We start from the raw sequence: 22,321 nt of genomic DNA, 5'->3' as shown, positions 1-22,321 counted from the left end.
GAGGAGCTGCCCCGATGAACCACCATCAGAACGACCTGCCCCACGACGACCACGGGCCGAGCTGCCCGCGGACCGTCGGGTTCGACTCCGACGCGCCGGCGGCGGCCGGACGCCGCGCCTTCCTGCGCGCGACGGGTCTGGTCGGCGCCGGGCTGGCGGTCCTCGGGGCGGGCTCCACGGCGACGGCGGCGGCGGACGAGCCCGCCACGGCCGACGCCTTCGGCGCGCCCGCCGCCGCGGACGACGGCCGGGGCGCCTGGGATCCCGACCCGGACGGCCCCCGCTTCTCCCTGGCGGTGATGCCCGACACCCAGTACCTCTTCGACGACGACCGGATCCACCCCGCCCCGCTGGAGGCCTCGCTGCGCCACGTGCTGGACGGCAGCGACGAGAACTTCGTCTTCCTCGCGCACCTGGGCGACGTCACCCAGAACGGCAAGGCCGAGGAGTTCGCCGCCGCGGGCAAGGCCTTCACCCTCCTCGACCGCCACGGCGCGGCCTACAGCGTCCTGGCCGGAAACCACGACGTCGGCTCGGGCAGCGACGACCAGCGCGGCCGGACGGCCTACCTGGACACCTTCAACCCGGCCCGGTTCGCCCGCTCGGCGACCTTCAAGGGCGCCAGCCCGGACGGCTACAACACCTGCCACCTGTTCCGGGGAGCAGGCCGGGACTGGATGGTGCTCTCGCTGGACTGGCGGCTGTCCGACCGCGGCTTCGCCTGGGCGAACTCGGTCATCGCCCGGCACCCGACCGTGCCGGTCATCCTCACCACCCACGACCTCGCCTACGCCGACGACGGCGGCGCCGCCCAGCTGTCCGACCACGGGCACGCCCTCTGGGACAGGCTGATCAGCGGCAACGACCAGATCTTCCTCACCCTGAACGGCCACTACTGGCCGCCCGGCAGCACCACGCTGACCAACAAGGCCGGCCACGACGTCCACGTCCACATCACCAACTACCAGAACCGCTACTACGGCGGCGCGGCGATGATCCGCGCCTACCGCTTCGACCTGGACCGCAACACCATCGACGTGCGGACGTACTCGCCCTGGATCCAGCAGCTGGCCGCCGAGAAGGTCAACCGCCTCGCCAGCGAGGAGATCGAGCTGACCGGCCCGGTGGACAGCTTCTCGGTGCAGGTGGACTTCGCGCGGCGGTTCGCCGGCTTCGCCCCGGTCCCGGCCCGCCCGGCGCGCCCCGCGCGTCAGCTGACGATCCCGGGCACGGTCGCCTACTGGCGCTTCGACGGCGGACGGCCGGACGGCAGCGCCGTCGCCGACTCCCAGGTCGTCAAGGACCTGAGCGGTCACGGCAACGACCTCGTCAAGCAGACCGCCCCGGGCAGCCCGGCCGGGACGCTCACCTGGTCCACCGAGTCGCACCCCGACCAGCCCGGCCGCGGCAGCCTCTGCTTCGCGGGCCGGGGCAAGCCGGTCCAGGGCGCCTACCTGCAGACCGTCGCCAAGGCCCCGATGAACGCCGACACCTTCCAGCAGGGCTACACCTTCGAGGCGTTCTTCAAGCTGCCGGCCGACTGGGACGCGGGCCGCAACGCCTGGACGGCGCTGCTCAGCCGCTGGGGCACGAGCGGGGAGGCGGGCAAGAACGGCCCCGACACCGACCCGCAGGAGCCGGTCGCCACGCTCAGCCTGTCCGGCGGGCGGGAACTGCAGTGGTGCGTCTACCCGACCAACCTGAGCGGTCCCGTCACCAACTGGGGCCACGAACTCCCGCTCGGCGCCTGGTGGCACGTCGCGGTCGTCAACAACAGGCGGCTCACCCGGATGTACGTGAACGGCTGCGAGGTCGTCCGCAACCCCTCGACGCCGTCCGAGGGCCTCAGCACCCTCGGCCACCCCTGGCTGCTCGGCGGCTACGGGTACGGCGGCGCGCTCAACCAGGTCTTCCACGGCTGGATCGGCGACGTCCGCGTGGTCAACCGCCCCCTGCCGGTCCGGGACTTCATGATCTCCTGACACCCCCGCGCTCCGGGGCGTCCGTCCGACGGGCGCCCCGCCCGTCAGCTTCCCAGGGCCCGCAGCGACACCCACAGCGCCAGAACGGACAGCACCAGCGCCGGCGGGACGGTGAGCAGGCCGAGGCGGGTGAACTCGCCCAGCCGGACGGTGCTCCCGTGCTGCTGGACGATCTTGCGCCACAGCAGGGTGGCCAGGGATCCGGCGTAGGTGAGGTTGGGGCCGATGTTCACGCCGAGCAGCATCGCCAGCACCGCACCCGGGCCGGAGGCCGCCGTCAGCGGCAGGAGGACCAGGACGGCGGGCAGGTTGTTGATCACGTTCGCGAGGACGGCGGCCAGCACGGCGACCGCGAGCAGGGACGGCAGTCCGGTGCCGGCGGGGACCACGTGGCCGAGCGCGGCGGCGAGGCCGTTGTCGACCACGGCGCGGACGACGATCGCGAGGGCGACGACGAAGGCGAGGAACGGAACGTTCGCGGCCCGGACGACCGCCGTGGGCGTGATGCGGCGCCGGGCGAGCGCCCGGCCGGCCAGCACGAGGGCCCCCGCCGCGGCCGCCCACGCCGGATTGACGCCCAGCGCGGAGGTGAGGACGAACCCGCCGAGCGTGCAGGCCACCACGACGAGCGCGAACAGCGGCAGCTCGGGGGCCGCCTCGTCCGGTGGCGGCGGGGCCCCGCTGTCCAGGTCGGCGGCGAAGAACCGGCGGAAGACCACGTACTCGGCACCGATCGCCACCAGCCACGGCAGGGCCATCAGCGCGGCGAACCGGGTGAAGCTCAGGCCGCTGGCCGCGAACGCCAGCAGGTTGGTCAGGTTGGACACCGGAAGCAGCAGCGACGCGGTGTTCGACAGGTGCGCGCAGGCGTAGACGTGCGGCTTCGGCCGGGCGCCGAGCCGGGTGGCGGTGGCGAACACCACCGGGGTCAGCAGCACCACCGTCGCGTCCAGGCTCAGCACCGCGGTGATCACCGAGGACAGGGCGAACACCTGCACCAGCAGCCGTCCGGGCCGCGCGGCGGTCCGGGCCATCCACGCCCCGCAGGCGTGGAACAGCCCCTCCTCGTCGCACAGCTGCGCCAGCACCAGCACCGCGGCCAGGAACCCGACCACCGGCCCCAGCCGTTCGGCCTCCTCCAGCGCGTGCGCGGGCGATATGGCGCCGGTGGCGACCAGCAGGGCGGCGGCGGGCACCGCGACGGCGGCCTCGGGCCAGCCCCACGGCCGGACGACGGCGCAGGCCAGCACGGCCAGCAGCAGTACCAGTGCCAGGCCCTCCGCGAGCGGGGTGTTCAGTGCGGGCTCCCTTCGAGACCAGCCGAGTCCGGCTGACGGCCACCCGGACGGGTGCGCCGGCTTGCGTCCCTTCGAGCGACCTGCCCGGATCTCTGGACCGGCGGCCGGACTGAACTGCTGCTATGAATTTTTTGAGCCTATCTGTTCGGCTCCCGTTTTTTTGAGGAGGCATCCTCATGGGTGCGGTTGCAACAACTTCAGCCGACGCCGCCGTGGTGCACATTCTCTGGATCAATGCCGGTCTGAGCTGCGACGGGGACTCGGTGTCCCTGACCGCGGCGATGCAGCCCAGCATCGAGGAGATCGTCACCGGCGCGCTCCCCGGCCTGCCGAAGGTCGCCGTCCACTGGCCGCTGATCGACTTCGAGTGCGGTCCGGTCCAGGGCGCGGACAACTTCGTGGAGTGGTTCTTCAAGGCGGACCGCGGCGAGCTCGACCCCTTCGTCCTGGTCGTCGAGGGTTCCATCCCGAACGAGACGATCAAGGAGGAGGGCTACTGGTGCGGTTTCGGCGACAACCCGGACACCGGCCAGCCGATCACCACCAGTGAGTGGCTGGACCGCCTCACCCCCAAGGCCACCGCGGTGGTCGCCATCGGGACCTGCGCCACCTACGGCGGCATCCACGCGATGGCCGGCAACCCGACCGGTGCCATGGGCGTGCCCGACTACCTGGGCTGGGACTGGAAGTCCAAGGCGGGCCTGCCGATCGTCTGCGTGCCGGGCTGCCCGATCCAGCCCGACAACTTCGCCGAGACGCTGACCTACCTGCTGTACCAGCTGGCCGGTTCCGCGCCGATGATCCCGTTGGACGACAAGCTGCGTCCGGCCTGGCTGTTCGGCGCGACCGTGCACGAGGGCTGCGACCGCGGCGGGTACTACGAACAGGGCCAGTTCGCCACCGACTACGGCACGCCCGAGTGCCTGGTGCGCCTCGGCTGCTGGGGCCCGGTCGTCAAGTGCAACGTCGCCAAACGCGGCTGGATCAACGGCATCGGCGGCTGCCCCAACGTCGGCGGCATCTGCATCGCCTGCACCATGCCGGGCTTCCCCGACAAGTTCATGCCGTTCATGGACCCGCCGCCCGGCTCCCGGGTCTCGACGGGCGCCAGCTCGGCGTACGGGGCGGTGATCCGCCGCCTGCGCACGATCACGGGCCGGACGGTCGACCAGGAGCCCAAGTGGCGGCACACGGGGCGCCGCCTGACCACCGGTTACCGCCCGCCGTGGTGACCCCTTTCCCCCTTCGGCCCGCCCGCCCCACCCGGGGCGGGCGGGCCGTTGCAGAGCCTCCTCCCGCTGACAGAAGGGCATGACAGACGATGGCACCGACGACCAGGACGGCCGGCGACGGCAGCGGTCTGGTGGAGATGTCCTGGGACCCGATCACCCGGATCGTGGGCAGCCTGGGCATCCACACGAAGATCGACTTCAAGCAGAAGAAGGTTGCGGAGTGCTACAGCACCTCCTCGGTCTTCCGCGGCTACAGCGTCTTCATGCGCGGCAAGGACCCGCGCGACGCGCACTTCATCACCAGCCGGATCTGCGGCATCTGCGGCGACAACCACGCCACCTGTTCGGTCTACACGCAGAACATGGCCTACGGGGTCAAGCCCCCGCACCTCGGCGAGTGGATCATCAACCTCGGCGAGGCCGCCGAGTACATGTTCGACCACAACATCTTCCAGGAGAACCTGGTCGGGGTCGACTACTGCGAGAAGATGGTCCGCGAGACCAACCCCGGCGTCCTGGAACTGGCCGAACGCACCGAGGCACCGCACGCCGGCGACCACGGGTACCGCACCATCGCCGACATCATGCGCTCGCTGAACCCCATCGAGGGCGAGTTCTACCGCGAGGCGCTCCAGGTCAGCCGCTACACCCGGGAGATGTTCTGCCTGATGGAGGGCCGCCACGTGCACCCCTCCACCCTCTACCCCGGCGGCGTCGGCACCGTGGCCACCGTCCAGCTGTTCACCGACTACCTCACCCGGCTGATGCGCTACGTGGAGTTCATGAAGAAGGTCGTGCCGCTGCACGACGACCTCTTCGACTTCTTCTACGAGGCCCTGCCCGGCTACGAGGAGGTCGGCCGGCGCCGCGTCATGCTCGGCTGCTGGGGCAGCCTCAACGACCCGGACCACTGCGACTTCACCTACCGCAACATGACGGACTGGGGCCGGCGGATGTTCGTCACCCCGGGCATCGTGGTGGACGGCAAACTCGTCACCAACGACCTCACCGAGATCAACCTCGGCATCCGCATCCTGCTCGGCAGCTCCTACTACCAGGACTGGCAGGGCAAGGAGCTCTTCGTCACCCACGACCCGCTGGGCAACCCCGTCGACCCCCGCCACCCCTGGAACCAGCACACCATCCCGGCCCCGCAGAAACGCGACTTCGACGACAAGTACAGCTGGGTGATGTCCCCCCGCTGGTTCGACGGCAAGGACTACCTCGCCCTCGACACCGGCGGCGGTCCGATCGCCCGCCTGTGGTCCACCGCGCTGTCCGGACTGGTCGACATCGGCTACATCAAGGCCACCGGACACAGCGTGCAGATCAACCTGCCGCGCTCCATGACCAAGCCGGAGACCACCTTCGAGTGGAAGATCCCGCAGTGGAGCAACGCCATCGAACGCAACCGCGCCCGCACCTACTTCCAGGCCTACGCGGCCGCCGCGGCCCTGCACTTCGCCGAGAAGGCGCTCGACGAGGTCCGGGCCGGGCGCAGCCAGACCTGGGAGCGCTTCGAGGTGCCGGACGAGTCGATCGGCTGCGGCTTCACCGAGGCCGTACGCGGCGTGCTGTCCCACCACATGGTGATCCGGGACGGCAAGATCGCCAACTACCACCCCTACCCGCCGACCCCGTGGAACGCCAGCGTCCGCGACAGCTTCGGCACCCCCGGCCCCTACGAGGACGCCGTCCAGAACACCCCGATCTTCGAGGAGAACCCCCCGGAGACCTTCAAGGGCATCGACATCATGCGCGCCGTGCGCAGCTTCGACCCCTGCCTGCCCTGCGGCGTCCACATGTACCTGGGCGACGGCAGGACGGTGCAGACCATGCACGTGCCCACCGGGCTGAGCGGACTCACCGCATGACCCCGGAACAGGCGGGGGCCCGCATCCAGGAGGCCCTGGACCACCTGGCCGGCGCCGACGCGCAGGAGGCCGGCGAGCACCTCGTCCGCGAACTGATGGCCCTCTACGGCGACGCCCTGGCCCGCCTCGTCCAGGCCCTGCCGCCGGTCGCGCTGGCCCGGCTGCTGGACGAACCGTCACTGGCCGGGCTGCTCGTCCTGCACGACCTGCACCCCGAGGACGTCACCGCCCGCATCACCCGCGCACTCGCCACCCTGCCCGAACCGGTCGACCTGGCCGCCTTCGACCCCGCCACCGGCACCGCCCGGCTGCGCCGCACCCGCAGCGGCTGCGGGTGCGGCGAACAAGACATCGAGAACGCCCTGGCCTGCCACGCCCCCGAGGTCACCGCGGTCGAGCTCGAACGCCCCGCGGAACTGCTGCAGATCGGCGCCCGGCCCCCGGCGGACCCGCGATGACCTTCCGCCAGCTCGACCGGCCCGGCACCGCGCTGCTGCGCCGGCTGCGGGAGCCCGCACCCCCGCAGCCGCAACGCTGCGAGTTCTGCGGCCGGCACCTGCCCGCCGAGCACCGCCACCTGGCGGACACCGACCAGCAGGCGCTCACCTGCGCCTGCACCGCCTGCGCCCTGCTGTTCCAGCAGCCCGGCGCGGCCGACGGCCGCTACCGCGCCGTCCCCGACCGCTACCTGACCGACCCGGCCCACCCCCTCGGCGAGGACGCCTGGGCAGCCCTCGGCATCCCGGTCGCCACCGCGTTCCTGCTGCGCACCACACGCCTGCAGCGGTCCGTCCTGCTCTACCCCGGCCCGGGCGGCGCGACCGAGGCCGAACCCGACGAGGCCGCCTGGCAGGCCGCACTCGGCGCCAGCCGCCTCCACGCCGAACTGCGGCCGGACGTGGAGGCGCTGCTGCTGCGCCGCGACACCGACGGCATCCAGTGCTACCTGGTGCCGGTCGACGTCTGCTACGAACTCGTCGGCCGACTGCGGCGCTGCTGGAAGGGCTTCGACGGCGGGGCCGAGGCGCGCGCCGAACAGACCGCCTTCTTCGACCGCCTGGCCGCCCGGTCCCGCGTCCTCCCCGAAGGCGGCGCCCGGTGACCTCGATCTCCTTCGCCTGCACCGGAGTGCGGGCCGATCCCTACGCCGCCGGGCCCGCCCTGGTCTTCCGGCTGCGCATCACCGCCCCCGCCGACGTGCGGGTGCACGCGCTGGCACTGCGCTGCCAACTGCGGATCGAACCGGCCCGGCGCCGCTACGGCGACGCCGAGGGCGGGCGGCTGACCGACCTGTTCGGCGAGCGCTCACGCTGGGCCGGCACCCTCCACCCGGTCCAGTTCGCCCAGGTCCCGCTGCTGGTCGGCGCGTTCACCGGCGAGACCGAGACCGACCTGGTGGTGCCCTGCACCTACGACATGGACGTCTCCGCCGCCCGCTACCTCGCCGCACTGGACGACGGGGACGTACCGCTGCTGCTGCTCTTCTCGGGCACCGCCTTCGCCGGCCCCGGCGGCTTCCAGGTCACCCCGGTGGCCTGGGACCAGGAAGCCGCCGTGCGGATGCCGGTCAAGGTCTGGCGGGAGGCGATCGACGCGCACTTTCCGGGCTGCGGCTGGCTCCGGCTGCCCGCCGACCTGATGGCCGAACTGCTCGCCTACCGCTCCCGGCACGCCCTGCCGTCCTGGGAGGCCACCGTGCGCGAGCTGCTCGGCACGGCCCAGGCCGTGAAGCCGCCCCAGGCCGCAGTGACGACCGAGGCCGCAGCGACGACCCAGGCCGTGAAGCCACCCCAGGCCGTCAAGGCGGCCCAGACCGCGAAGGGGGAGCGGTGACCGCGCCCGCCCACGAGAGCGAGAACAGGTTCGCCCACGCCCGCCAGATCGCCGACGCCGTCCTCTTCGAGGGCTACGTGCTCTACCCCTACCGGGCGTCAGCGGCCAAGAACCGGCTGCGCTGGCAGTTCGGCGTCCTGACCCCGCCGCGCTACGGCGCCGACAGCGGCGAGCACTCCCACCAGCGCACCGAATGCGTGATGGAAGCGCGCCAGGGCGACCAGCTGGCCGTCGAGCTGCGGTTCCTGCGCCTCCAGCGGCGGACGGTCCAGGAGGCCGGCCGACAGGGCGGATTCCGGACCGTCGACGAGCTGGAGCTCGCCGACCGGGTGCTCGTCCCCTGGGACGAAGGGGTCGAGGAGCGGATCGAACTCCTCGTCCCGGTCGAGGAACTGGCGGCCGGTGAAGCCGTCCGCGGCTTCGAACTCGACGCGGCCGAGGACGAGGAACCGCTCGTCGAGGACGGTGCACTGGCCGGGCGGCTCCTGCGCCGCCGCGAACGGGTCCGGGGCCGACTGCGGATCACCGCCCAGGACGTACCCGGCCCCTACCGGGCGCAGCGGCTGACCGTCCTGGTGGAGAACACCTCCGACTGGGACCCGACGCCCGGCACCCGGCGCGAGGCCGCACTGGCACACGCCCTCGTCTCGGCCCACCTGCTGCTCGGCCTCGACCGCGGCTCCTTCCTCTCGGCGACCGACCCGCCCGAGTGGGCGGGCGAGGCCGTGCGAGCGTGCCGCAACGAACACACCTGGCCCGTGCTGGCAGGCCCGCCCGGCAGCGGCAAGGTGCTGCTCTCCTCGCCGATCATCCTGGAGGACCACCCGCACATCGCGCCCGAGAGCCCCGGCGCTCTCTACGACGCCACCGAGATCGACGAGATCCTCGCGCTGCGCACCGCGGCCCTGACCGAGCGGGAGAAGCGCGAGGCCCGGGGCACCGACGACCGGGCCGGCGCGGTGATCGACCTCGCCGACTCGATGCCCCCCGAGATCCTGGAGCGCCTGCACGGTGCCGTCCGGGGGCTGCGCGAACTCACCGACCCCGAAGCCGGGGCGGACCGGCCCTGGTGGGATCCGGGCAACGACCCGCAGACGGACCCCGGACGGGACCAGGTGGTGATCGACGGCCGCCCGGTCGCCGCCGGCAGCCGGGTGCGGCTCCGGCCCGGGCGCCGCCGCACCGACGCCCAGGACCTGTTCCTGCACGGGCGCACCGCGCTGGTGGAGGCGGTGCTGCACGACGTCGACGGTTCGGTCCACCTGGCCGTCACCGTGGACGACGACCCGGGCGCCGACCTGTGGCGGGCGCAGGGCCGCTTCCGGTACTTCCAGCCCGACGAGGTCACCCCGGTGGAAGGGCCGTGAGCGCCGACCGGACCGGGCGGGTCCTGGTCGCCGGGGTCGGCAACATCTTCCTCGGCGACGACGGCTTCGGGGTCGAGACCGTCCGGCGCCTCGCCGCCCGGGAGCTGCCCGCCGGCGTCGAGCTCCTCGACGTCGGCGTGCGCGGCGTGCACCTGGCCTACCAACTCCTGGACGGCTACCGGATGCTGGTGCTCGTCGACGCCACCGCGCGCGGCGGCGAGCCGGGGACGGTGTACCTGATCGAAGCGGACGCCGGACCGGTGGAATCGATGGTCCTGGACGGCCACCGGATGGGCCCGGACGCCGTGCTGGCCCTGCTCGCCACCCTGGCCGCCGGAACGGGCGGCACCGCGCCCGGGCGGGTCCTGGTGGTCGGCTGCGAACCCGCCTCGCTGGAGGAGGGCATCGGACTGAGCGCCCCGGTGGCCGCCGCCGTCGACGAGGCGGTCGCCGTGATCCTGCGCGTCCTCACCGCGGACGCCCACACCCACAGAGAGGCGGCACCATGCTGAAGAACCTCGCCGTCGCCGCCGCCGCGGCCGTCCTGGCCGCAGCCGCGGCGCTGATCTGGCAGAGCCTTCCCGACCTGAGGCGCTACCTGCGGATCCGGCGGATGTAGGAGCGGACGCGGTGGCGGAGCAGTACGCGCGGCGGGCACCATCGGCGTGCTGCGAACAGGTAGTCACGGATGCGGCGGCGGCGCGGCTTCGAGCCGTTCCCGCCGCCGCACCCTGTAATGGGGCCTGTTGCTCACGGGGCCTGTTGCTCACGGGGCCTGTTGCTCACGGGGCCCGGACCCCGGGCCCGCGCCCCCAGCGAGCCGGCGCCTCCAACGCGGGAAACGAGACAGATGCACGAGATGTCGATCGCGACGGCCGTCGTCGACCAGGTGGACCGGGCCGCCCGCGCACACGGGGAGAGCGCCGTGGCCAGAGTCCGGCTGCAGATCGGCGAACTGGCCGGAGTCGTCCCGTCGGCACTCGACTTCTGCTTCGAACTGGCCTGCGCCGGAACGCTGTTGGAAGGTGCGGTGCTGGAGACCGAGGCCGTCGCCGCACGGGCGAAGTGCACACCCTGCGGGGTCGAGTGGAGCGTCGGCATGCCGCCCGACCTGGGCTGCCCGCGCTGCGCCGGCGCCAGGGTCGAACTGCTGGCCGGGCGTGAGCTGCAGATCCTCGGCGTCGAGTGGTCCGAGCCCCCGGCGGGCGCCCGGACCGATCAAGGAGGCTGAAACCGATGTGTCGCACCGTCGATCTCCGGCAGGCGGTTCTCGCCCGCAACGACGACGACGCCCGGCGGCTGCGGGCGGAACTGGCCGCCCGGGGCACCGTCGTGGTGAACCTGCTGTCCAGCCCGGGCAGCGGCAAGACGGCGCTCCTGGAGGCCGAACTCGGCCTGGCCCGGGAGCGCGAGGTGCCCGTGGCGGCCCTCACCGCCGACCTCGCCACCGAGAACGACGCGCGCCGGCTGGCCCGTTCGGGCGCGCCGGTGAAGCAGGTCCTCACCGACGGCCTGTGCCACCTGGAGACGGCGATGCTGCGCGGGCACCTGGCCGGCTGGCTGCCGCCGGACACCCGGCTGCTGTTCGTCGAGAACGTCGGCAACCTGGTCTGCCCCGCCTCCTACGACCTCGGCGAATCGCTGCGGGTCGTTCTCGCCTCGGTCACCGAGGGGGAGGACAAGCCGCTCAAGTACCCGACCGCCTTCGGACTGGCCAACCTGGTTCTGGTCACCAAGGCGGACCTCGCGGTAGCGGCAGAGTTCGACGAAGCGGCCTTCCTCGCGAGCGTCGCGAGGGTCAACCCGGGGGTGGAGGTGGTCTTCACCTCGGCCCGCACCGGGCAGGGCGCCGGGGCGCTGCTGGACCGGGCGCTCGCGGTGCTGGCCGGCGCGCAGGTCCACCGGCCGGTGATGGCCGGCGCGCACGACCACGACCACGGCAATCACCACCACGGCAATCACCACCACGACCACGACCACGACCACGCGGGGGCCCACTCCCACCCGCACCCGGCCGTGGACCTGCCGTGACCACGGATCAGCAGCCGCCCCTGCTCCAGCGCCGCCGGGTAGCCGTGCGCGGACTCGTCCAGGGCGTCGGCTTCCGGCCGTTCGTCTTCACCCTCGCCACCGAACTCGGGCTGTCCGGCAGCGTCACCAACACCGGCGAGGGCGTGCTCGCCGAGATCGAGGGCACCGGCGAGGCGGTGACCGCGTTCTGCCGGCGGATCGCCAGCGACGCGCCCCCGCTCGCCGACGTCGCCTCGGTGGACCACCAGCCGCTGGCCGTCACCGGCACACCGGGCTTCGCCATCACACCCTCCCGCGCCGACGGACCGCACCGCACCCAGATCCCCCCGGACACCGCCACCTGCGCCGACTGCCTCGCCGAACTGGCCGACCCCGCCGACCGCCGCTACCGGCACCCGTTCATCAGCTGCACCAACTGCGGGCCCCGCCACACCATCGTCACCGCCCTGCCGTACGACCGGGCCAACACCACGATGGCGGCCTTCGCGATGTGCCCCGACTGCGCCCGCGAGTACGCCGACCCGGCCGACCGGCGCTTCCACGCCCAGCCCGTCGCCTGCCACACCTGCGGCCCGACCCTCACCCTGTCCGTCCCCGGGCTCCCCGTACTCGACGGCGAGCAGGCGCTCACCGAGGCCCGGCGCCTGATCACCTGCGGAGCGGTCCTGGCCGTCAAGGGCATCGGCGGCTACCACCTGGCCTGCGACGGCACCGACGCGGACACCGTCGCCCTGCTGCGCCGGCGCAAGCGGCGCGGCGACAAGCCCTTCGCCCTGATGGCCCGCGACCTCGACCAGCTCAGGGCCCTGGCGGCGGCCGGGGTGATGGAGCTCGGGCCCGTCGAGGAAGAACTGCTCACCGGCCCGGTGCGGCCGATCGTCCTGCTGCGCCGGGGGGCACACCGGCTCGCGGAGCTGGAAGCCGCCGCTCCGCGCAGCCCCGACCTCGGCGTGCTGCTGCCGTACACCCCGCTGCACCACCTCCTGCTCGCTTCTCCCGGCCCCGGGCTGCTGGTCATGACCAGTGCCAACCTGTCCGGCGAGCCCATCGTGACGGACGACCGGGAGGCCCTCGCCCGCCTCGCTCCGCTGGTCGACGGCTGGCTCACCCACGACCGCCCCATCCACGTGCCCTGCGAGGACTCCGTGGTGCGGGTGGTGGACGGGCAGCCGCTGCCGGTACGGCGCTCGCGCGGCTACGTGCCGCTCCCGGTGCCCCTGCCGGTGCCGGTGCGGCCCGCGCTGGCCGCGGGCGGCGACCTCAAGAACACCTTCGCGCTGGCCCGGGACGGCTACGCCTGGCTGTCCGGCCACCTCGGCGACATGGACGACCTCGCCACCCTCCGGGCCTTCGACCGCGCGGTGGACCACCTCGGCGCCGTCACCGGCGTGCAGCCCGACGTGCTCGTCGTCGACCGCCACCCCGGCTACCGCTCCGCCCGGCACGTGCGCAGGTCGGCCCGGGGCCGTGAGGTACGGGACGTCCAGCACCATCACGCGCACATCGCCTCGGTGATGGCCGAGCACGGCCTCGACGGCACCCGGCCCGTGATCGGGATCGCCTTCGACGGCACCGGTTACGGAGTGGACGGCGCGGTGTGGGGCGGAGAGGCGCTGCTGGCGGACTACCGGGGCTTTCGGCGTCTCGCCGGGCTCGACTACGTTCCGCTGCCGGGGGGCGACGCGGCCGTGGTGCGCCCGTACCGGATGGCGCTGGCCCACCTGCGGGCGGCAGGGCTCCCGTGGGCGGCCGGCCTGCCGCCGGTGCGCTCCTGCCCTGCTGAAGAACTCCGACTGCTGTCACAGCAGTTGGATCGATCGGTGAACTGCGTGCCGACCTCCAGCATGGGCCGGCTGTTCGATGCCGTGTCCTCGCTGGCCGGGGTCTGCCAGAACGCCGGGTACGAGGCACAGGCGGCGATCGAGCTGGAGGCGGCCGCCCTCGCGCACGGGCCGGCGACCGGCCCGGGGGAGGGCTACGCGTTCCAACTCGTCGACGAGGGCGGGATGGTGACCGCCCGACCGGGGCCGGTGCTGGCTGCGGTGGTGGCGGACCTGGCGGCAGGGGCGCCGCCCGGGCTGATCGCAGCCCGGTTCCACGCGGCGGTGGCCGCGCTGGTGCGGGCGGTCTGCGCCGGGATCAGGCAGCGGCACGGCACCGGGACGGTCGCGCTGAGCGGCGGCGTCTTCGCCAACGCGCTGCTGTCCTCGGCGTGCGCGCGGGGTCTGGCGGAGGACGGGTTCACCGTGCTCCGGCACCGCCGGGTGCCGCCCAACGACGCGGGGCTCGCGCTCGGCCAGTTGATGGTGGCGGCGCGGGCCGACGGCTGAGTGGCCGCACGCACGGAGTTCGGCAGGTTCGGAGGAACCGGAGAGAGGAGGGAGACCGCGATGTGCCTGGCGGTACCCGGAAGAGTGTTGGAGATCGCGGAACGCGACGGGACCAGGATGGCGGTCGTCGACTTCGGCGGGGTCGTCAAGGACGTGTGCCTGGAGTACCTGCCGGACCTGAAGGTGGGCGAGTACGCCATCGTCCATGTCGGGTTCGCGCTGCAGCGGCTGGACGAGGAATCGGCCCGCCGGACCTTGCAGCTGTTCGAGGAACTCGGCCTGCTCCAGGAGGAGTTCGGCGACCCCTGGGAGGCGGCGGCCGCAGCGGCCCCGGCCGTCTCGGCGAAGCGGGAGGAGGAGCGGTGAGATACCTGGAGGAGTTCCAGAACCCCGAGCTGGCCGGCGGTCTGCTCGCCGACATCAGGGCGACGGTCACCCGGCCGTGGGCGCTGATGGAGGTGTGCGGCGGTCAGACGCACAGCATCATCCGACACGGGATCGACCAACTGCTGCCGCCCGAGGTCGAGTTGATTCACGGCCCCGGCTGCCCGGTGTGCGTCACCCCGCTGGAGGTGATCGACAAGGCGCTGGAGATCGCGGCCCGGCCCGAGGTGATCTTCTGCTCCTTCGGCGACATGCTGCGCGTGCCCGGCACCGGCCGTGACCTCTTCCGGGTGCGCGGTGAGGGCGGCGACGTCCGGGTGGTGTACTCCCCGCTGGACGCGCTGCGGATCGCCGAGGAGAACCCGCACCGGGAGGTCGTCTTCTTCGGCATCGGCTTCGAGACCACCGCACCACCCAACGCCATGGCGGTGCACCAGGCCAGGAAGCGGGGCATCGGCAACTTCAGCATGCTGGTCTCGCACGTACGGGTGCCACCCGCCATCGAGGCCATCATGAACTCGCCGCAGTGCCGGGTCCAGGGCTTCCTCGCCGCCGGACACGTGTGCAGCGTGATGGGCACCGACGAATACCCCGCGCTCGCCGATCGCCACCGGGTGCCGATCGTCGTCACCGGCTTCGAACCGCTGGACATCCTGGAGGGAATCCGGCGCACCGTACGGCAGTTGGAGAACGGCGAGCACACCGTCGACAACGCCTACGCGCGGGCCGTACGCCCGGAGGGCAACCCGGCGGCCCGGGCCATGCTGGAGGACGTCTTCGAGGTGACCGACCGGGCCTGGCGCGGCATCGGCGTCATCCCGGACAGCGGCTGGCGGCTCTCCCCGCGCTACCGCGACCACGATGCCGAGCACCGCTTCGACGTCGCGCGGATCACCACCGTCGAACCCGCGCAGTGCCGCAGCGGGGAAGTCCTCCAGGGGTTGCTCAAGCCGCACCAGTGCGAGGCCTTCGGCACCGCCTGCACCCCGCGCACCCCGCTCGGCGCCACCATGGTCTCCAGCGAGGGCGCCTGCGCCGCCTACTACCTCTACCGGCGGCTCGACGCGCCGGGCCCTGCCCGGGAGGCGAGCCCCGTTGGCTGACACCCAGACCCGGACCCAGACCCGGATCGGCGCCGGCGGCGCCCCGGACCTCCTCGGCTGGAGCTGCCCACTGCCGCTGCGCGACCACCCCCGGGTGGTGATGGGGCACGGCGGAGGCGGGGTGCTGTCGGCCGAACTGGTGGCGAACCTGTTCGCCCCGGCCTTCGGCGGGCCGGTGCTCGCCGGGCTCGCGGACTCGGCGGTCGTCGAACTCGGCGGTGCCCGAATCGCCTTCTCCACCGATTCCTACGTCGTGCGGCCGCTCTTCTTCCCCGGCGGCAGCATCGGCGACCTCGCGGTCAACGGCACCGTCAACGACCTGGCCATGAGCGGGGCCCAGGCGGCCTATCTGTCCTGCGGCTTCATCCTGGAGGAGGGCGTGGAGACGGCCGTGGTCGCGCACGTCGCCCAGGCGCTGGGCGCCGCCGCCCGGGCGGCCGGGGTGGAGGTGGTCGCCGGCGACACCAAGGTCGTCGAAGCCGGGCACGGCGACGGCGTGTACCTGAACACCGCGGGCATCGGGCTCGTCCCGGCCGGAGTCGACATCCGGCCGCAGCGCGCCGCCCCCGGTGACGTGGTGATCGTCAGCGGTGAGATCGGCCTGCATGGCGTCGCCATCATGAGCGTGCGCGAGGGCCTGGAATTCGGCGTCGAGATCGAGAGCGACTGCGCGGCCCTCGGCGGACTGGTGGCCGCGATGCTGGCCGTCACACCCGACCTGCACGTGCTGCGCGACCCCACCCGGGGCGGCCTCGCGGCGGCGCTCGGCGAGATCGCCGAGGCCGCCCGGGTGGGCGTCGTGGTGAACGAGCGGGCGGTCCCCGTGCCCGCGCAGGTCGCCAACGCCTGCGCGATCCTCGGCCTCGACCCGTTCTACGTCGCCAACGAGGGCAAGCTGGTCGCCTTCGTCCCGCGCGAGCACGCCGACGCCGTCCTCGCCGCGATGCGGGCGCACCCGCTGGGCGCGCGCTCGGCGGTGATCGGTGAGTGCGTGGTGGACCACCCCGGCATGGTCGTCTGTCGCACCCCCTTCGGCGGCACCCGCGTCATCGACCTGCCGATGGGGGAGCAACTCCCGCGGATCTGCTGAGGGTTCCGCCCGCCTCGTGCGGGCGAGGGAACAGGATCGGGGCTCGTACCGGCTTCACCGGTACGAGCCCCGGTCCTTGTCCAGGGCCTGCGATCAGTCCAGGGGCACCAGGGGCACCAGGGGCACCAGGGCCGCCAGGGCAGGCGCGACCGGGATTCTGCCGGTCCCAGGTGTGCCCGGGACCGGCAGGACGGCGGTCGGTGGCGGGTCCGGCGGAGCGTCAGCAGCAGGCCGCCCGCGGCGAGCATCGCGAAGGCGGTTCCGGCGGGCCGGCCCGCCCGGGCGACGGGCGAGCCGAACGGGCTGTCCTCGCCCGGATCCCCGTCAGGGGGTGAGTCGGAACTCCTCCAACTCCATGCCGTACCAGCGGGTGGTGCGGCCCAGCGCGGTCATGCCGAGCCGGTGGCAGACGGCCAGCGACGGCCGGTTGTCCGGCCGGACAACCGAGTGGATCTCGGCCAGGCCGTCCGCGAATCCCTTGGCCACGGCGCCCTGCGCGGCCTCGGTGGCGAAGCCCTGCCCCCAGCTGTCCGGGTGGAAGTGCCAGCCGACCTCCACCTCTCCGTCGCCGTCCGGGATCGGGACGAGCAGGACGGAGCCGGCGACCACGCCGGTGTCCTTCCGTTCCGCCGCCCAGATGCCGAAGCGCGGGTCGGCCGAGTGGGAGCGGAAGCGTTCGATCGTCGCCTCGGCGTCGGTGAGGTTTTCCAGGGTGCGGGGATCGCGGCCCAGCCACTGCGTCACCTCCCAGCGGGAGTAGATGTCGAGTGCCCGCTCGCGGTCCTCGGGCTGCCACTGGCGTATCGTCAGGCGATTGGTCGTGAACATGGACGTGATTCTGCTCCGACCGACCTGCGGGTGCCAGGCGCAGGTGCTTCCGGCATCGACCGCGTGGCAGCGACCGCGTGGCATCGACCTCGCGGCTTCCCTCGCAGGGCTTCCCCCTCCCGCAGCTTCCACCGCCCTGGCCGGACGGGCCCCGTGCGCAGGGCGACTTTGGGCCAAGATTGCCTGTTCATGCGATCGGCACATGTCGTGCACACCTCCTCCCCGTAGGGTGTGGCCGTTCCATCCCGGGCGGCACAACCTCGCGCGCGTCGGCCTGTGGACCTGCCCGGGCTCGCCCATCCCGGCCGGCTTCCGCGCCACCACGTACAGTTCCGGCGGGTGCAGCGGCCTCGGCGCCTGGGCCCTGATGCGCGCCTGACCCCACCCGCCCGGCCCGGAGGCACCGCGCACTCGTCGTGCCGGTGCCTCCGGCACGCTCCCACAAAGGCAGCTGGTCGAAGCCGTCGCCGTTCGTGCGCAGAGCGTCGAGACCCGCGCCGGCCCAGCGTGTCCACACAACGGATGGTTGTGCCTTCCCGGCGGATCGGTTGTTTGATCCCGTCATTCGCCATCCGCTTTGATGCCGGTGGTCAGCGGGTGGTTGTTCGGGTCGGCGAAAGGCGTACGGGCATGAACGGGCGGCGGGCACTGGGGCGACGGTTCGGATGGCTGTGGGCGGCGTTCGCGGTCAGCTCCTACGGCTCGGGGCTCGGATTCGGCACGTTCCCCCTCCTTGCGATCCTCGTGCTGCACTCCGGGCCGACCCAGGTGGCGCTGCTGTCCGCCGCGGGGCGGGCGGTGGGGGCCCTGGTCGCCGTGCCGCTCGGTCCGTGGATGGAGTTCCGGCGCAAACGGCCGGTCATGATGGCGATGGACCTGACCCGGTTCGCGGTGCTGCTGAGCGTCCCCGTCGCGTTCGCGCTCGGCCGGCTCAGCTTCGCCCAACTCCTGGTCGTCTCCGTCGTCACCGCCGCGGCCGACATCGCCTTCAAGGCCGCCAGTGGCGCGTACCTCAAGACGCTCGTGCCACCCCAGGACCTGCTCGTCGCGAACAGCCGGTTCGAATCGACGACGTGGACCGCAACCACCGTCGGGCCACCGCTCGGCGGGGCCGCCATCGGACTGTTCGGCCCGGTGGTGACCGTGGTCGCCGACGCCCTCAGCTACCTGCTCTCGGCCCTCGGCATCCGTGCCATCGGCGGCACCGAACCTCGCCCCGCGCCGACCGGCGCACCGCGGCTGCGCGCCGGGAACCTGCTCGAAGGGTGGCGCCACATCCTCGCCCACCCCACACTGCGCCCGCTGTTCCTCAACACGATCGTGGTCAACGGCCTGATCATGACCGCCGAACCGCTGATGGCCGTACTCCTCCTCGGCCACCTCGGCTACGCACCCTGGCAGTACGGCCTCGTGTTCGCCTCCCCCTGCGTCGGCGGCCTGCTCGGCTCACGCCTCGCCCGCCCGCTCGCGACGCGCTTCGGACAGCACCGGACGCTGCTCACCGCCGGAGCGCTGCGCGCGTGCTGGCCCATCGGGCTGGCGTTCGTCCAGCCCGGAGCCCCCGGGATCGTCCTCATCGTCACCGTCCAGCTCGGGCTGGTCACGTGCTGCGGTCTGTTCAATCCGCTGCTGGCCACCCACCGGCTCGAACAGATCGACCCCGACAAGCTCTCCCGCACCCTCGCCGCATGGTCGATCAGCAGCAGTGCCGCCATCGCGGCCCTCACCGCCCTGTGGGGCCTGCTGGCCGCCACCACCAGCCCCCGCACCGCCATCGCCGCCGCCGGAATCCTCCTCCTCGCGACCCCGCTGCTGCTCCCGCGCCGCGAGAGGACCCCCCGGAAGGCAGGGGAACAGGCCGCGAGCCTGACCTGAGGCGCGGGAGCCCGGACGGCTGCCGGTCGAATGTCTCGGACGTCTCGGATGTCAGTGTGGCCCACGCCGGTCGTCGAGCTGGATCTCCAACTGCGGCCAGGTCGCGGCCAGGCGTGTCAGGGCGTCCGCCGTCGGGGCGGGGCGCGGGCCCACTGGTGTGCCCGGCTTGAAGTGGACCAGTGTCCCGGTCGTGCCGTCCACCTCGACGGGCTCCAGGTCGGTGACGGGGACGCCGAGTTCGTAGCGCTGGGTCCAGGCTCCGTTGAGACGGCGGTTGGTGTGGACGAGCCAGTCGCTGAGCGCCGCGACGACGGACATGCCGCGCCGGGGGTGGCCGTCGGGCAGCACCTCGGCCTGCGGGGAGTCGAAGAACCGAAGGTCCTTCGTCGCCATGACGGGCTTCTTCACGCTCCGGCCCTGCTCGTCCACCCGGGTGTCGGTGCCCCGCCCGTCGTCCCTGACGGACAGGGAGCCGTCGGCGTGGAGAACGAGGACGCAGCGCCCGCCGCCGTTGCCTGATGCTTCGTCGGCCGCATAGCCGAGGACTTCCAGGACGAGGTGCCACGGTCCGCCCGGAGCGAACTTCTCCGGGTTCTGTCGAATGTGCGCCAGATGGCCCGTATCGACGGCGCTCGACCAGTCATGTGTCGTGTTGACCCACTGGGCCCTCGGTTTATTCATAGGGCCAGGATGCCGCAGGCCGACGACGGCTCCGGGACCGGCTCCGCGACCGACCACGGTACGCGGCATCCGTGCCGGTCGAGGCCGGGTGATGGCCGTTGGGTGTCAGAGCAGGAGTGCTCCCGCGACCGCCGCCGACGCCGTGACGAGAACGCCCACGATGCCGCTGGTGACTCCGCTCCTCCAGGACCGCTGTGCGGCTGCGAGGTCCGGGGTGAAGTCGGCCGGGTCGGCGGGGGAGTAGTGGATCGTGATGTTCCGGCCGTACGAGTTGGTGGGGTCCGGCAGGCCTGAGAAGCAGTAGGCGGTGACGGCCGCGCCCTCGTGGGTGGTGAAGGCGACCACCGGCGTCTGGCTGGTGGACGTGTAGCCGTCCTCGTCGGTGCGGACGCTCCTCACGACGGCGACCACACGGCCCGGAACGGGAACCATCGCGGCCAGGGTGTCGAACCGGCTCCGCGCCTGGCGGACGTCCTGGGGCAGGGAGCACGCGAGGAACACGCTCCACGGCGTGCCGACACCGATCAGGGCCCATGGCCAGCCCCAGTCGACCGCGGCGACGACCACCAGACCGACGTAGATCAGGAACACCGCGAAGTTCGGCCAGCCGAGCCCGTGGCGGCCGGCCCAGAGGTCGTCGGTGAACCGGAAGGCGTGCGGTCTCCCGGGCGGATAGCGGATTCCGATCTCCCGGCCCGTCCAGGCCGTGTTGATCCTGTCGCCGCAGTCACCGTCGTTCGTCACGGTGAACTCCTGCCCGGTGGAGGAGTCCTGGAAGGAGACGACGACCGCTATGCCGTCCCCCTCGGAACCTCCGTGCCGGGGCTCCTGCACCCGCTCGATCCGCCCCATCACCCGGACCGTCCGCTGGGCGCCGGTCACCCCCGCCAGCGACCGCCCGTACCCGAGCAGTGCGATCGTGCCGAACACCCCGCACCAGAGCGCCAGATAGTCGTGCCAGCCCATGCGTCCTCCTCCTGTCCCTCCGGGTACGGTCCGCCGGGGTTTCTTCGCTGCCTGCCGTGGCAACCCGTCACGTGCAAGATCTACCACGGTCGGGCGGCCAGGGAGCCGTGGCGGATGGCTCAAGTCGGCTGGTGGAAAGCAGCCTTGATGTCGAAGTGCGTCGAGAGCGCGGGTGAAGCGCGGGTGATCAGCGTGCCGGGGCGCGTCGCACCACCTGGCCCTCACCGTTCGCCTCCAGCGAGGCACTGCCCTCGGGCCCGGTCACGCCGACCCTGATCGTGAGGGAGCCGGCGAGATGGTCGGCGGTGATCTGCCAGGACGTCGGGGAGTGGACACCGAGCGTCGTTTCGGCCTCCTTGACCAGGGCAGGGAACCGCTCGTAGGGCAGGGACAGCGGATCGAACTGGGGGGCCTTCGTGCCGCTCGGGGAGAACACGACCGACAGCACGCGTTCCTGCGCGAAGACGGTGATCGCCTGGCGCGAATCCTTCCCCTCGGTAAGGGAGTTGATGGCCTTGCGCAGTTCGCCGTCGTCGAGGAACGACTGGTCCGGCCCGAGCGAGACCGTCCCGGTCCCGGACGACACGACCGTGGTCGACCACGTCGAAGTGACCGTCGGTGCCGGGGTAGCGGAGTCCTGCTGTTCGAACAGGTCCACGTGGAACAGGAAGACCACGGCAGCCGCGGCGAGCAGCAGCCCGAAGAGCCCGACGAAGCCGATCGAACGGCCCTGGTGAGGCTCGGTCACCATGGTCGACTCGGGAGCCGAATCCAGCTGAGCGCCAGCCGCCCGCTCCTCCCACTCCGGGGTCGGCCGCTTCACGATCCTCACCCGCCACGGCCTGTCCTGCGGATACTTCACCACCAGGACGCCGCGCGGCCGGTAGTCGGGGAGGTCGACCAGGTTGATGTCCTGAGTGATCCCGACACGGTAGGCCGGCTCGTCGTCCGGTGCGACGGTGAGATCGAACCGCACCGGCACGTCGCTCGTCTCACCCCCAATGGCGCGCAGGCTCTCGATCACCGCGAGCGCCGTCCGGGGCAGGACCTCCGCCTCCCGAGCCCGCCGCGGCGCGCCGGCGAGGAAGAACAACAGGCCGTAGACGATGGGCAGTCCCAAACCCCCGATGAACAAGGGCGCCTTCTCGACGACCACGCCGACGACGAGCGCGGCCAGCGAGCCCCCGATCACGGCCCCCGTCAGAAAACTGCGGGCTAGGGCGATCGGGGTGCTGCGCAGAGGCGGCGCGCTCGTGGTGATCGTCATACGGGTGATTGTGCCGGGACGGGGTGACAGCCGGTAGGCCTGGGGCGGGCGTTGTTCGCGCGGGGCCGGCCGGGGTGCGGAGTGGGCGACGGCTGTCAGAAGTAGCCGGAGCGACGGGCGGAAGGCAGGTCCGGGGTCGCGCCTATCGCGGGGGCGGTTTCGACGGGTGGCCCGGTTCCT

Annotated in this window: 21 protein-coding genes; 16 read left to right on the top strand and 5 right to left on the bottom strand. The window is 72.6% G+C overall.

The features are described from left to right. The first annotated feature begins 14 nt into the window (after window positions 1-14). The gene (locus ACIQVZ_RS15245; RefSeq protein ID WP_402450270.1) at window positions 15-1,982 is read left to right on the top strand and encodes a LamG-like jellyroll fold domain-containing protein; all 1,968 of its coding nucleotides are present in this window, start codon (window positions 15-17) and stop codon (window positions 1,980-1,982) included. 44 nt (window positions 1,983-2,026) lie between these two features. Here the strand turns inward: ACIQVZ_RS15245 and ACIQVZ_RS15240 are convergent, their stop codons facing one another. Beyond that, window positions 2,027-3,280 (bottom strand): SLC13 family permease, encoded by a 1,254-nt coding sequence (locus ACIQVZ_RS15240; protein ID WP_402450298.1) that lies wholly within the window; start codon window positions 3,278-3,280, stop codon window positions 2,027-2,029. A 176-nt stretch (window positions 3,281-3,456) separates the two neighbouring features. Here ACIQVZ_RS15240 and ACIQVZ_RS15235 point away from each other — a divergent pair, with 176 nt between their 5' ends. The 14 genes from ACIQVZ_RS15235 to hypE all read left to right on the top strand — a co-directional run bounded on the left by ACIQVZ_RS15235 (window position 3,457) and on the right by hypE (window position 16,524). Then, window positions 3,457-4,512 (top strand): hydrogenase expression protein HypE, encoded by a 1,056-nt coding sequence (locus ACIQVZ_RS15235; protein WP_350886892.1) that lies wholly within the window; start codon window positions 3,457-3,459, stop codon window positions 4,510-4,512. Between the two features lie 89 nt (window positions 4,513-4,601). Continuing rightward, window positions 4,602-6,386, top strand: a complete 1,785-nt coding sequence (locus tag ACIQVZ_RS15230; RefSeq protein WP_350886889.1) for a nickel-dependent hydrogenase large subunit — start codon at window positions 4,602-4,604, stop codon at window positions 6,384-6,386. Beyond that, window positions 6,383-6,844, top strand: a complete 462-nt coding sequence (locus ACIQVZ_RS15225; RefSeq protein ID WP_350886886.1) for a thioredoxin — start codon at window positions 6,383-6,385, stop codon at window positions 6,842-6,844. The genes ACIQVZ_RS15230 and ACIQVZ_RS15225 overlap by 4 nt, the downstream gene beginning before the upstream one ends. Continuing rightward, on the top strand, window positions 6,841-7,488 hold the full coding sequence (locus ACIQVZ_RS15220) for a DUF5947 family protein (RefSeq protein ID WP_402450268.1): 648 nt from the start codon (window positions 6,841-6,843) through the stop codon (window positions 7,486-7,488). The genes ACIQVZ_RS15225 and ACIQVZ_RS15220 overlap by 4 nt, the downstream gene beginning before the upstream one ends. Then, on the top strand, window positions 7,485-8,219 hold the full coding sequence (locus ACIQVZ_RS15215) for a DUF6084 family protein (RefSeq protein WP_402450265.1): 735 nt from the start codon (window positions 7,485-7,487) through the stop codon (window positions 8,217-8,219). The genes ACIQVZ_RS15220 and ACIQVZ_RS15215 overlap by 4 nt, the downstream gene beginning before the upstream one ends. After that, window positions 8,216-9,586: a hypothetical protein gene (locus ACIQVZ_RS15210; RefSeq protein WP_402450262.1), complete on the top strand. Its 1,371-nt coding sequence runs from the start codon at window positions 8,216-8,218 to the stop codon at window positions 9,584-9,586. The genes ACIQVZ_RS15215 and ACIQVZ_RS15210 overlap by 4 nt, the downstream gene beginning before the upstream one ends. Next, window positions 9,583-10,098, top strand: coding sequence for a hydrogenase maturation protease (locus ACIQVZ_RS15205; RefSeq protein WP_402450260.1), 516 nt, complete (start codon window positions 9,583-9,585; stop codon window positions 10,096-10,098). Before ACIQVZ_RS15210 ends, ACIQVZ_RS15205 begins: the two co-directional genes overlap by 4 nt. Beyond that, complete coding sequence (locus ACIQVZ_RS15200; RefSeq protein WP_380345916.1) at window positions 10,092-10,205, top strand: DUF6893 family small protein; 114 nt, start codon at window positions 10,092-10,094, stop codon at window positions 10,203-10,205. Before ACIQVZ_RS15205 ends, ACIQVZ_RS15200 begins: the two co-directional genes overlap by 7 nt. Before the next feature lie 231 nt (window positions 10,206-10,436). Continuing rightward, window positions 10,437-10,817 (top strand): hydrogenase maturation nickel metallochaperone HypA, encoded by a 381-nt coding sequence (hypA, locus tag ACIQVZ_RS15195; protein WP_063350769.1) that lies wholly within the window; start codon window positions 10,437-10,439, stop codon window positions 10,815-10,817. Window positions 10,818-10,822: 5 nt separating this feature from the next. Beyond that, on the top strand, window positions 10,823-11,617 hold the full coding sequence (gene hypB / locus ACIQVZ_RS15190) for a hydrogenase nickel incorporation protein HypB (protein ID WP_402450257.1): 795 nt from the start codon (window positions 10,823-10,825) through the stop codon (window positions 11,615-11,617). After that, window positions 11,614-13,947, top strand: coding sequence for a carbamoyltransferase HypF (gene hypF / locus ACIQVZ_RS15185; RefSeq protein WP_402450256.1), 2,334 nt, complete (start codon window positions 11,614-11,616; stop codon window positions 13,945-13,947). The genes hypB and hypF overlap by 4 nt, the downstream gene beginning before the upstream one ends. Before the next feature lie 60 nt (window positions 13,948-14,007). Next, a complete protein-coding gene (locus tag ACIQVZ_RS15180; RefSeq protein ID WP_350886867.1) occupies window positions 14,008-14,313 on the top strand; it encodes a HypC/HybG/HupF family hydrogenase formation chaperone in 306 nt (101 codons plus the stop codon). Beyond that, on the top strand, window positions 14,310-15,434 hold the full coding sequence (gene hypD / locus ACIQVZ_RS15175; protein WP_402450254.1) for a hydrogenase formation protein HypD: 1,125 nt from the start codon (window positions 14,310-14,312) through the stop codon (window positions 15,432-15,434). Before ACIQVZ_RS15180 ends, hypD begins: the two co-directional genes overlap by 4 nt. Beyond that, window positions 15,427-16,524 carry a hydrogenase expression/formation protein HypE gene (gene hypE, locus ACIQVZ_RS15170; RefSeq protein WP_402450252.1) on the top strand — a complete coding sequence of 366 codons (1,098 nt, stop codon included), beginning with the start codon at window positions 15,427-15,429 and terminating at the stop codon, window positions 16,522-16,524. The genes hypD and hypE overlap by 8 nt, the downstream gene beginning before the upstream one ends. Before the next feature lie 324 nt (window positions 16,525-16,848). Here the strand turns inward: hypE and ACIQVZ_RS15165 are convergent, their stop codons facing one another. Further along, window positions 16,849-17,352: a GNAT family N-acetyltransferase gene (locus ACIQVZ_RS15165; protein WP_350886862.1), complete on the bottom strand. Its 504-nt coding sequence runs from the start codon at window positions 17,350-17,352 to the stop codon at window positions 16,849-16,851. A 630-nt stretch (window positions 17,353-17,982) separates the two neighbouring features. On the opposite strand from ACIQVZ_RS15165, the gene ACIQVZ_RS15160 reads away from it, so the two are divergent. After that, window positions 17,983-19,227 (top strand): MFS transporter, encoded by a 1,245-nt coding sequence (locus ACIQVZ_RS15160; RefSeq protein ID WP_402450250.1) that lies wholly within the window; start codon window positions 17,983-17,985, stop codon window positions 19,225-19,227. A gap of 51 nt (window positions 19,228-19,278) precedes the next feature. Here the strand turns inward: ACIQVZ_RS15160 and ACIQVZ_RS15155 are convergent, their stop codons facing one another. The 3 genes from ACIQVZ_RS15155 to ACIQVZ_RS15145 form a co-directional block, all read right to left on the bottom strand. Beyond that, window positions 19,279-19,908, bottom strand: a complete 630-nt coding sequence (locus tag ACIQVZ_RS15155) for an ATP-binding protein (RefSeq protein WP_402450247.1) — start codon at window positions 19,906-19,908, stop codon at window positions 19,279-19,281. 105 nt (window positions 19,909-20,013) lie between these two features. Continuing rightward, window positions 20,014-20,874, bottom strand: a complete 861-nt coding sequence (locus ACIQVZ_RS15150) for a DUF3592 domain-containing protein (protein WP_402450244.1) — start codon at window positions 20,872-20,874, stop codon at window positions 20,014-20,016. A gap of 187 nt (window positions 20,875-21,061) precedes the next feature. Then, window positions 21,062-22,141: a hypothetical protein gene (locus ACIQVZ_RS15145; RefSeq protein ID WP_402450242.1), complete on the bottom strand. Its 1,080-nt coding sequence runs from the start codon at window positions 22,139-22,141 to the stop codon at window positions 21,062-21,064. Between the last annotated feature and the right edge of the window lie 180 nt (window positions 22,142-22,321).

The sequence above is a fragment of the Kitasatospora sp. NPDC098663 genome, from assembly GCF_044760075.1.
Lineage (GTDB): Bacteria > Actinomycetota > Actinomycetes > Streptomycetales > Streptomycetaceae > Kitasatospora.
The sequence above is the reverse complement of the archived record's forward strand: the minus strand, read 5'-3'. Positions and strand labels throughout refer to the sequence as shown.

Bases quoted from the DNA above. Each gene is read 5' to 3' on its own strand.
- ACIQVZ_RS15180 (WP_350886867.1), top strand. From the start codon at position 14,008: ATGTGCCTGGCGGTACCCGGAAGAGTGTTGGAGATCGCGGAACGCGAC.
- ACIQVZ_RS15230 (WP_350886889.1), top strand. From the start codon at position 4,602: ATGGCACCGACGACCAGGACGGCCGGCGACGGCAGCGGTCTGGTGGAG.
- ACIQVZ_RS15225 (WP_350886886.1), top strand. From the start codon at position 6,383: ATGACCCCGGAACAGGCGGGGGCCCGCATCCAGGAGGCCCTGGACCAC.
- ACIQVZ_RS15165 (WP_350886862.1), bottom strand. From the start codon at position 17,352: ATGTTCACGACCAATCGCCTGACGATACGCCAGTGGCAGCCCGAGGAC.
- ACIQVZ_RS15245 (WP_402450270.1), top strand. From the start codon at position 15: ATGAACCACCATCAGAACGACCTGCCCCACGACGACCACGGGCCGAGC.
- ACIQVZ_RS15200 (WP_380345916.1), top strand. From the start codon at position 10,092: ATGCTGAAGAACCTCGCCGTCGCCGCCGCCGCGGCCGTCCTGGCCGCA.
- ACIQVZ_RS15145 (WP_402450242.1), bottom strand. From the start codon at position 22,141: ATGACGATCACCACGAGCGCGCCGCCTCTGCGCAGCACCCCGATCGCC.
- ACIQVZ_RS15155 (WP_402450247.1), bottom strand. From the start codon at position 19,908: ATGAATAAACCGAGGGCCCAGTGGGTCAACACGACACATGACTGGTCG.
- hypB (WP_402450257.1), top strand. From the start codon at position 10,823: ATGTGTCGCACCGTCGATCTCCGGCAGGCGGTTCTCGCCCGCAACGAC.
- ACIQVZ_RS15160 (WP_402450250.1), top strand. From the start codon at position 17,983: ATGAACGGGCGGCGGGCACTGGGGCGACGGTTCGGATGGCTGTGGGCG.
- ACIQVZ_RS15150 (WP_402450244.1), bottom strand. From the start codon at position 20,874: ATGGGCTGGCACGACTATCTGGCGCTCTGGTGCGGGGTGTTCGGCACG.
- hypA (WP_063350769.1), top strand. From the start codon at position 10,437: ATGCACGAGATGTCGATCGCGACGGCCGTCGTCGACCAGGTGGACCGG.
- ACIQVZ_RS15235 (WP_350886892.1), top strand. From the start codon at position 3,457: ATGGGTGCGGTTGCAACAACTTCAGCCGACGCCGCCGTGGTGCACATT.
- ACIQVZ_RS15220 (WP_402450268.1), top strand. From the start codon at position 6,841: ATGACCTTCCGCCAGCTCGACCGGCCCGGCACCGCGCTGCTGCGCCGG.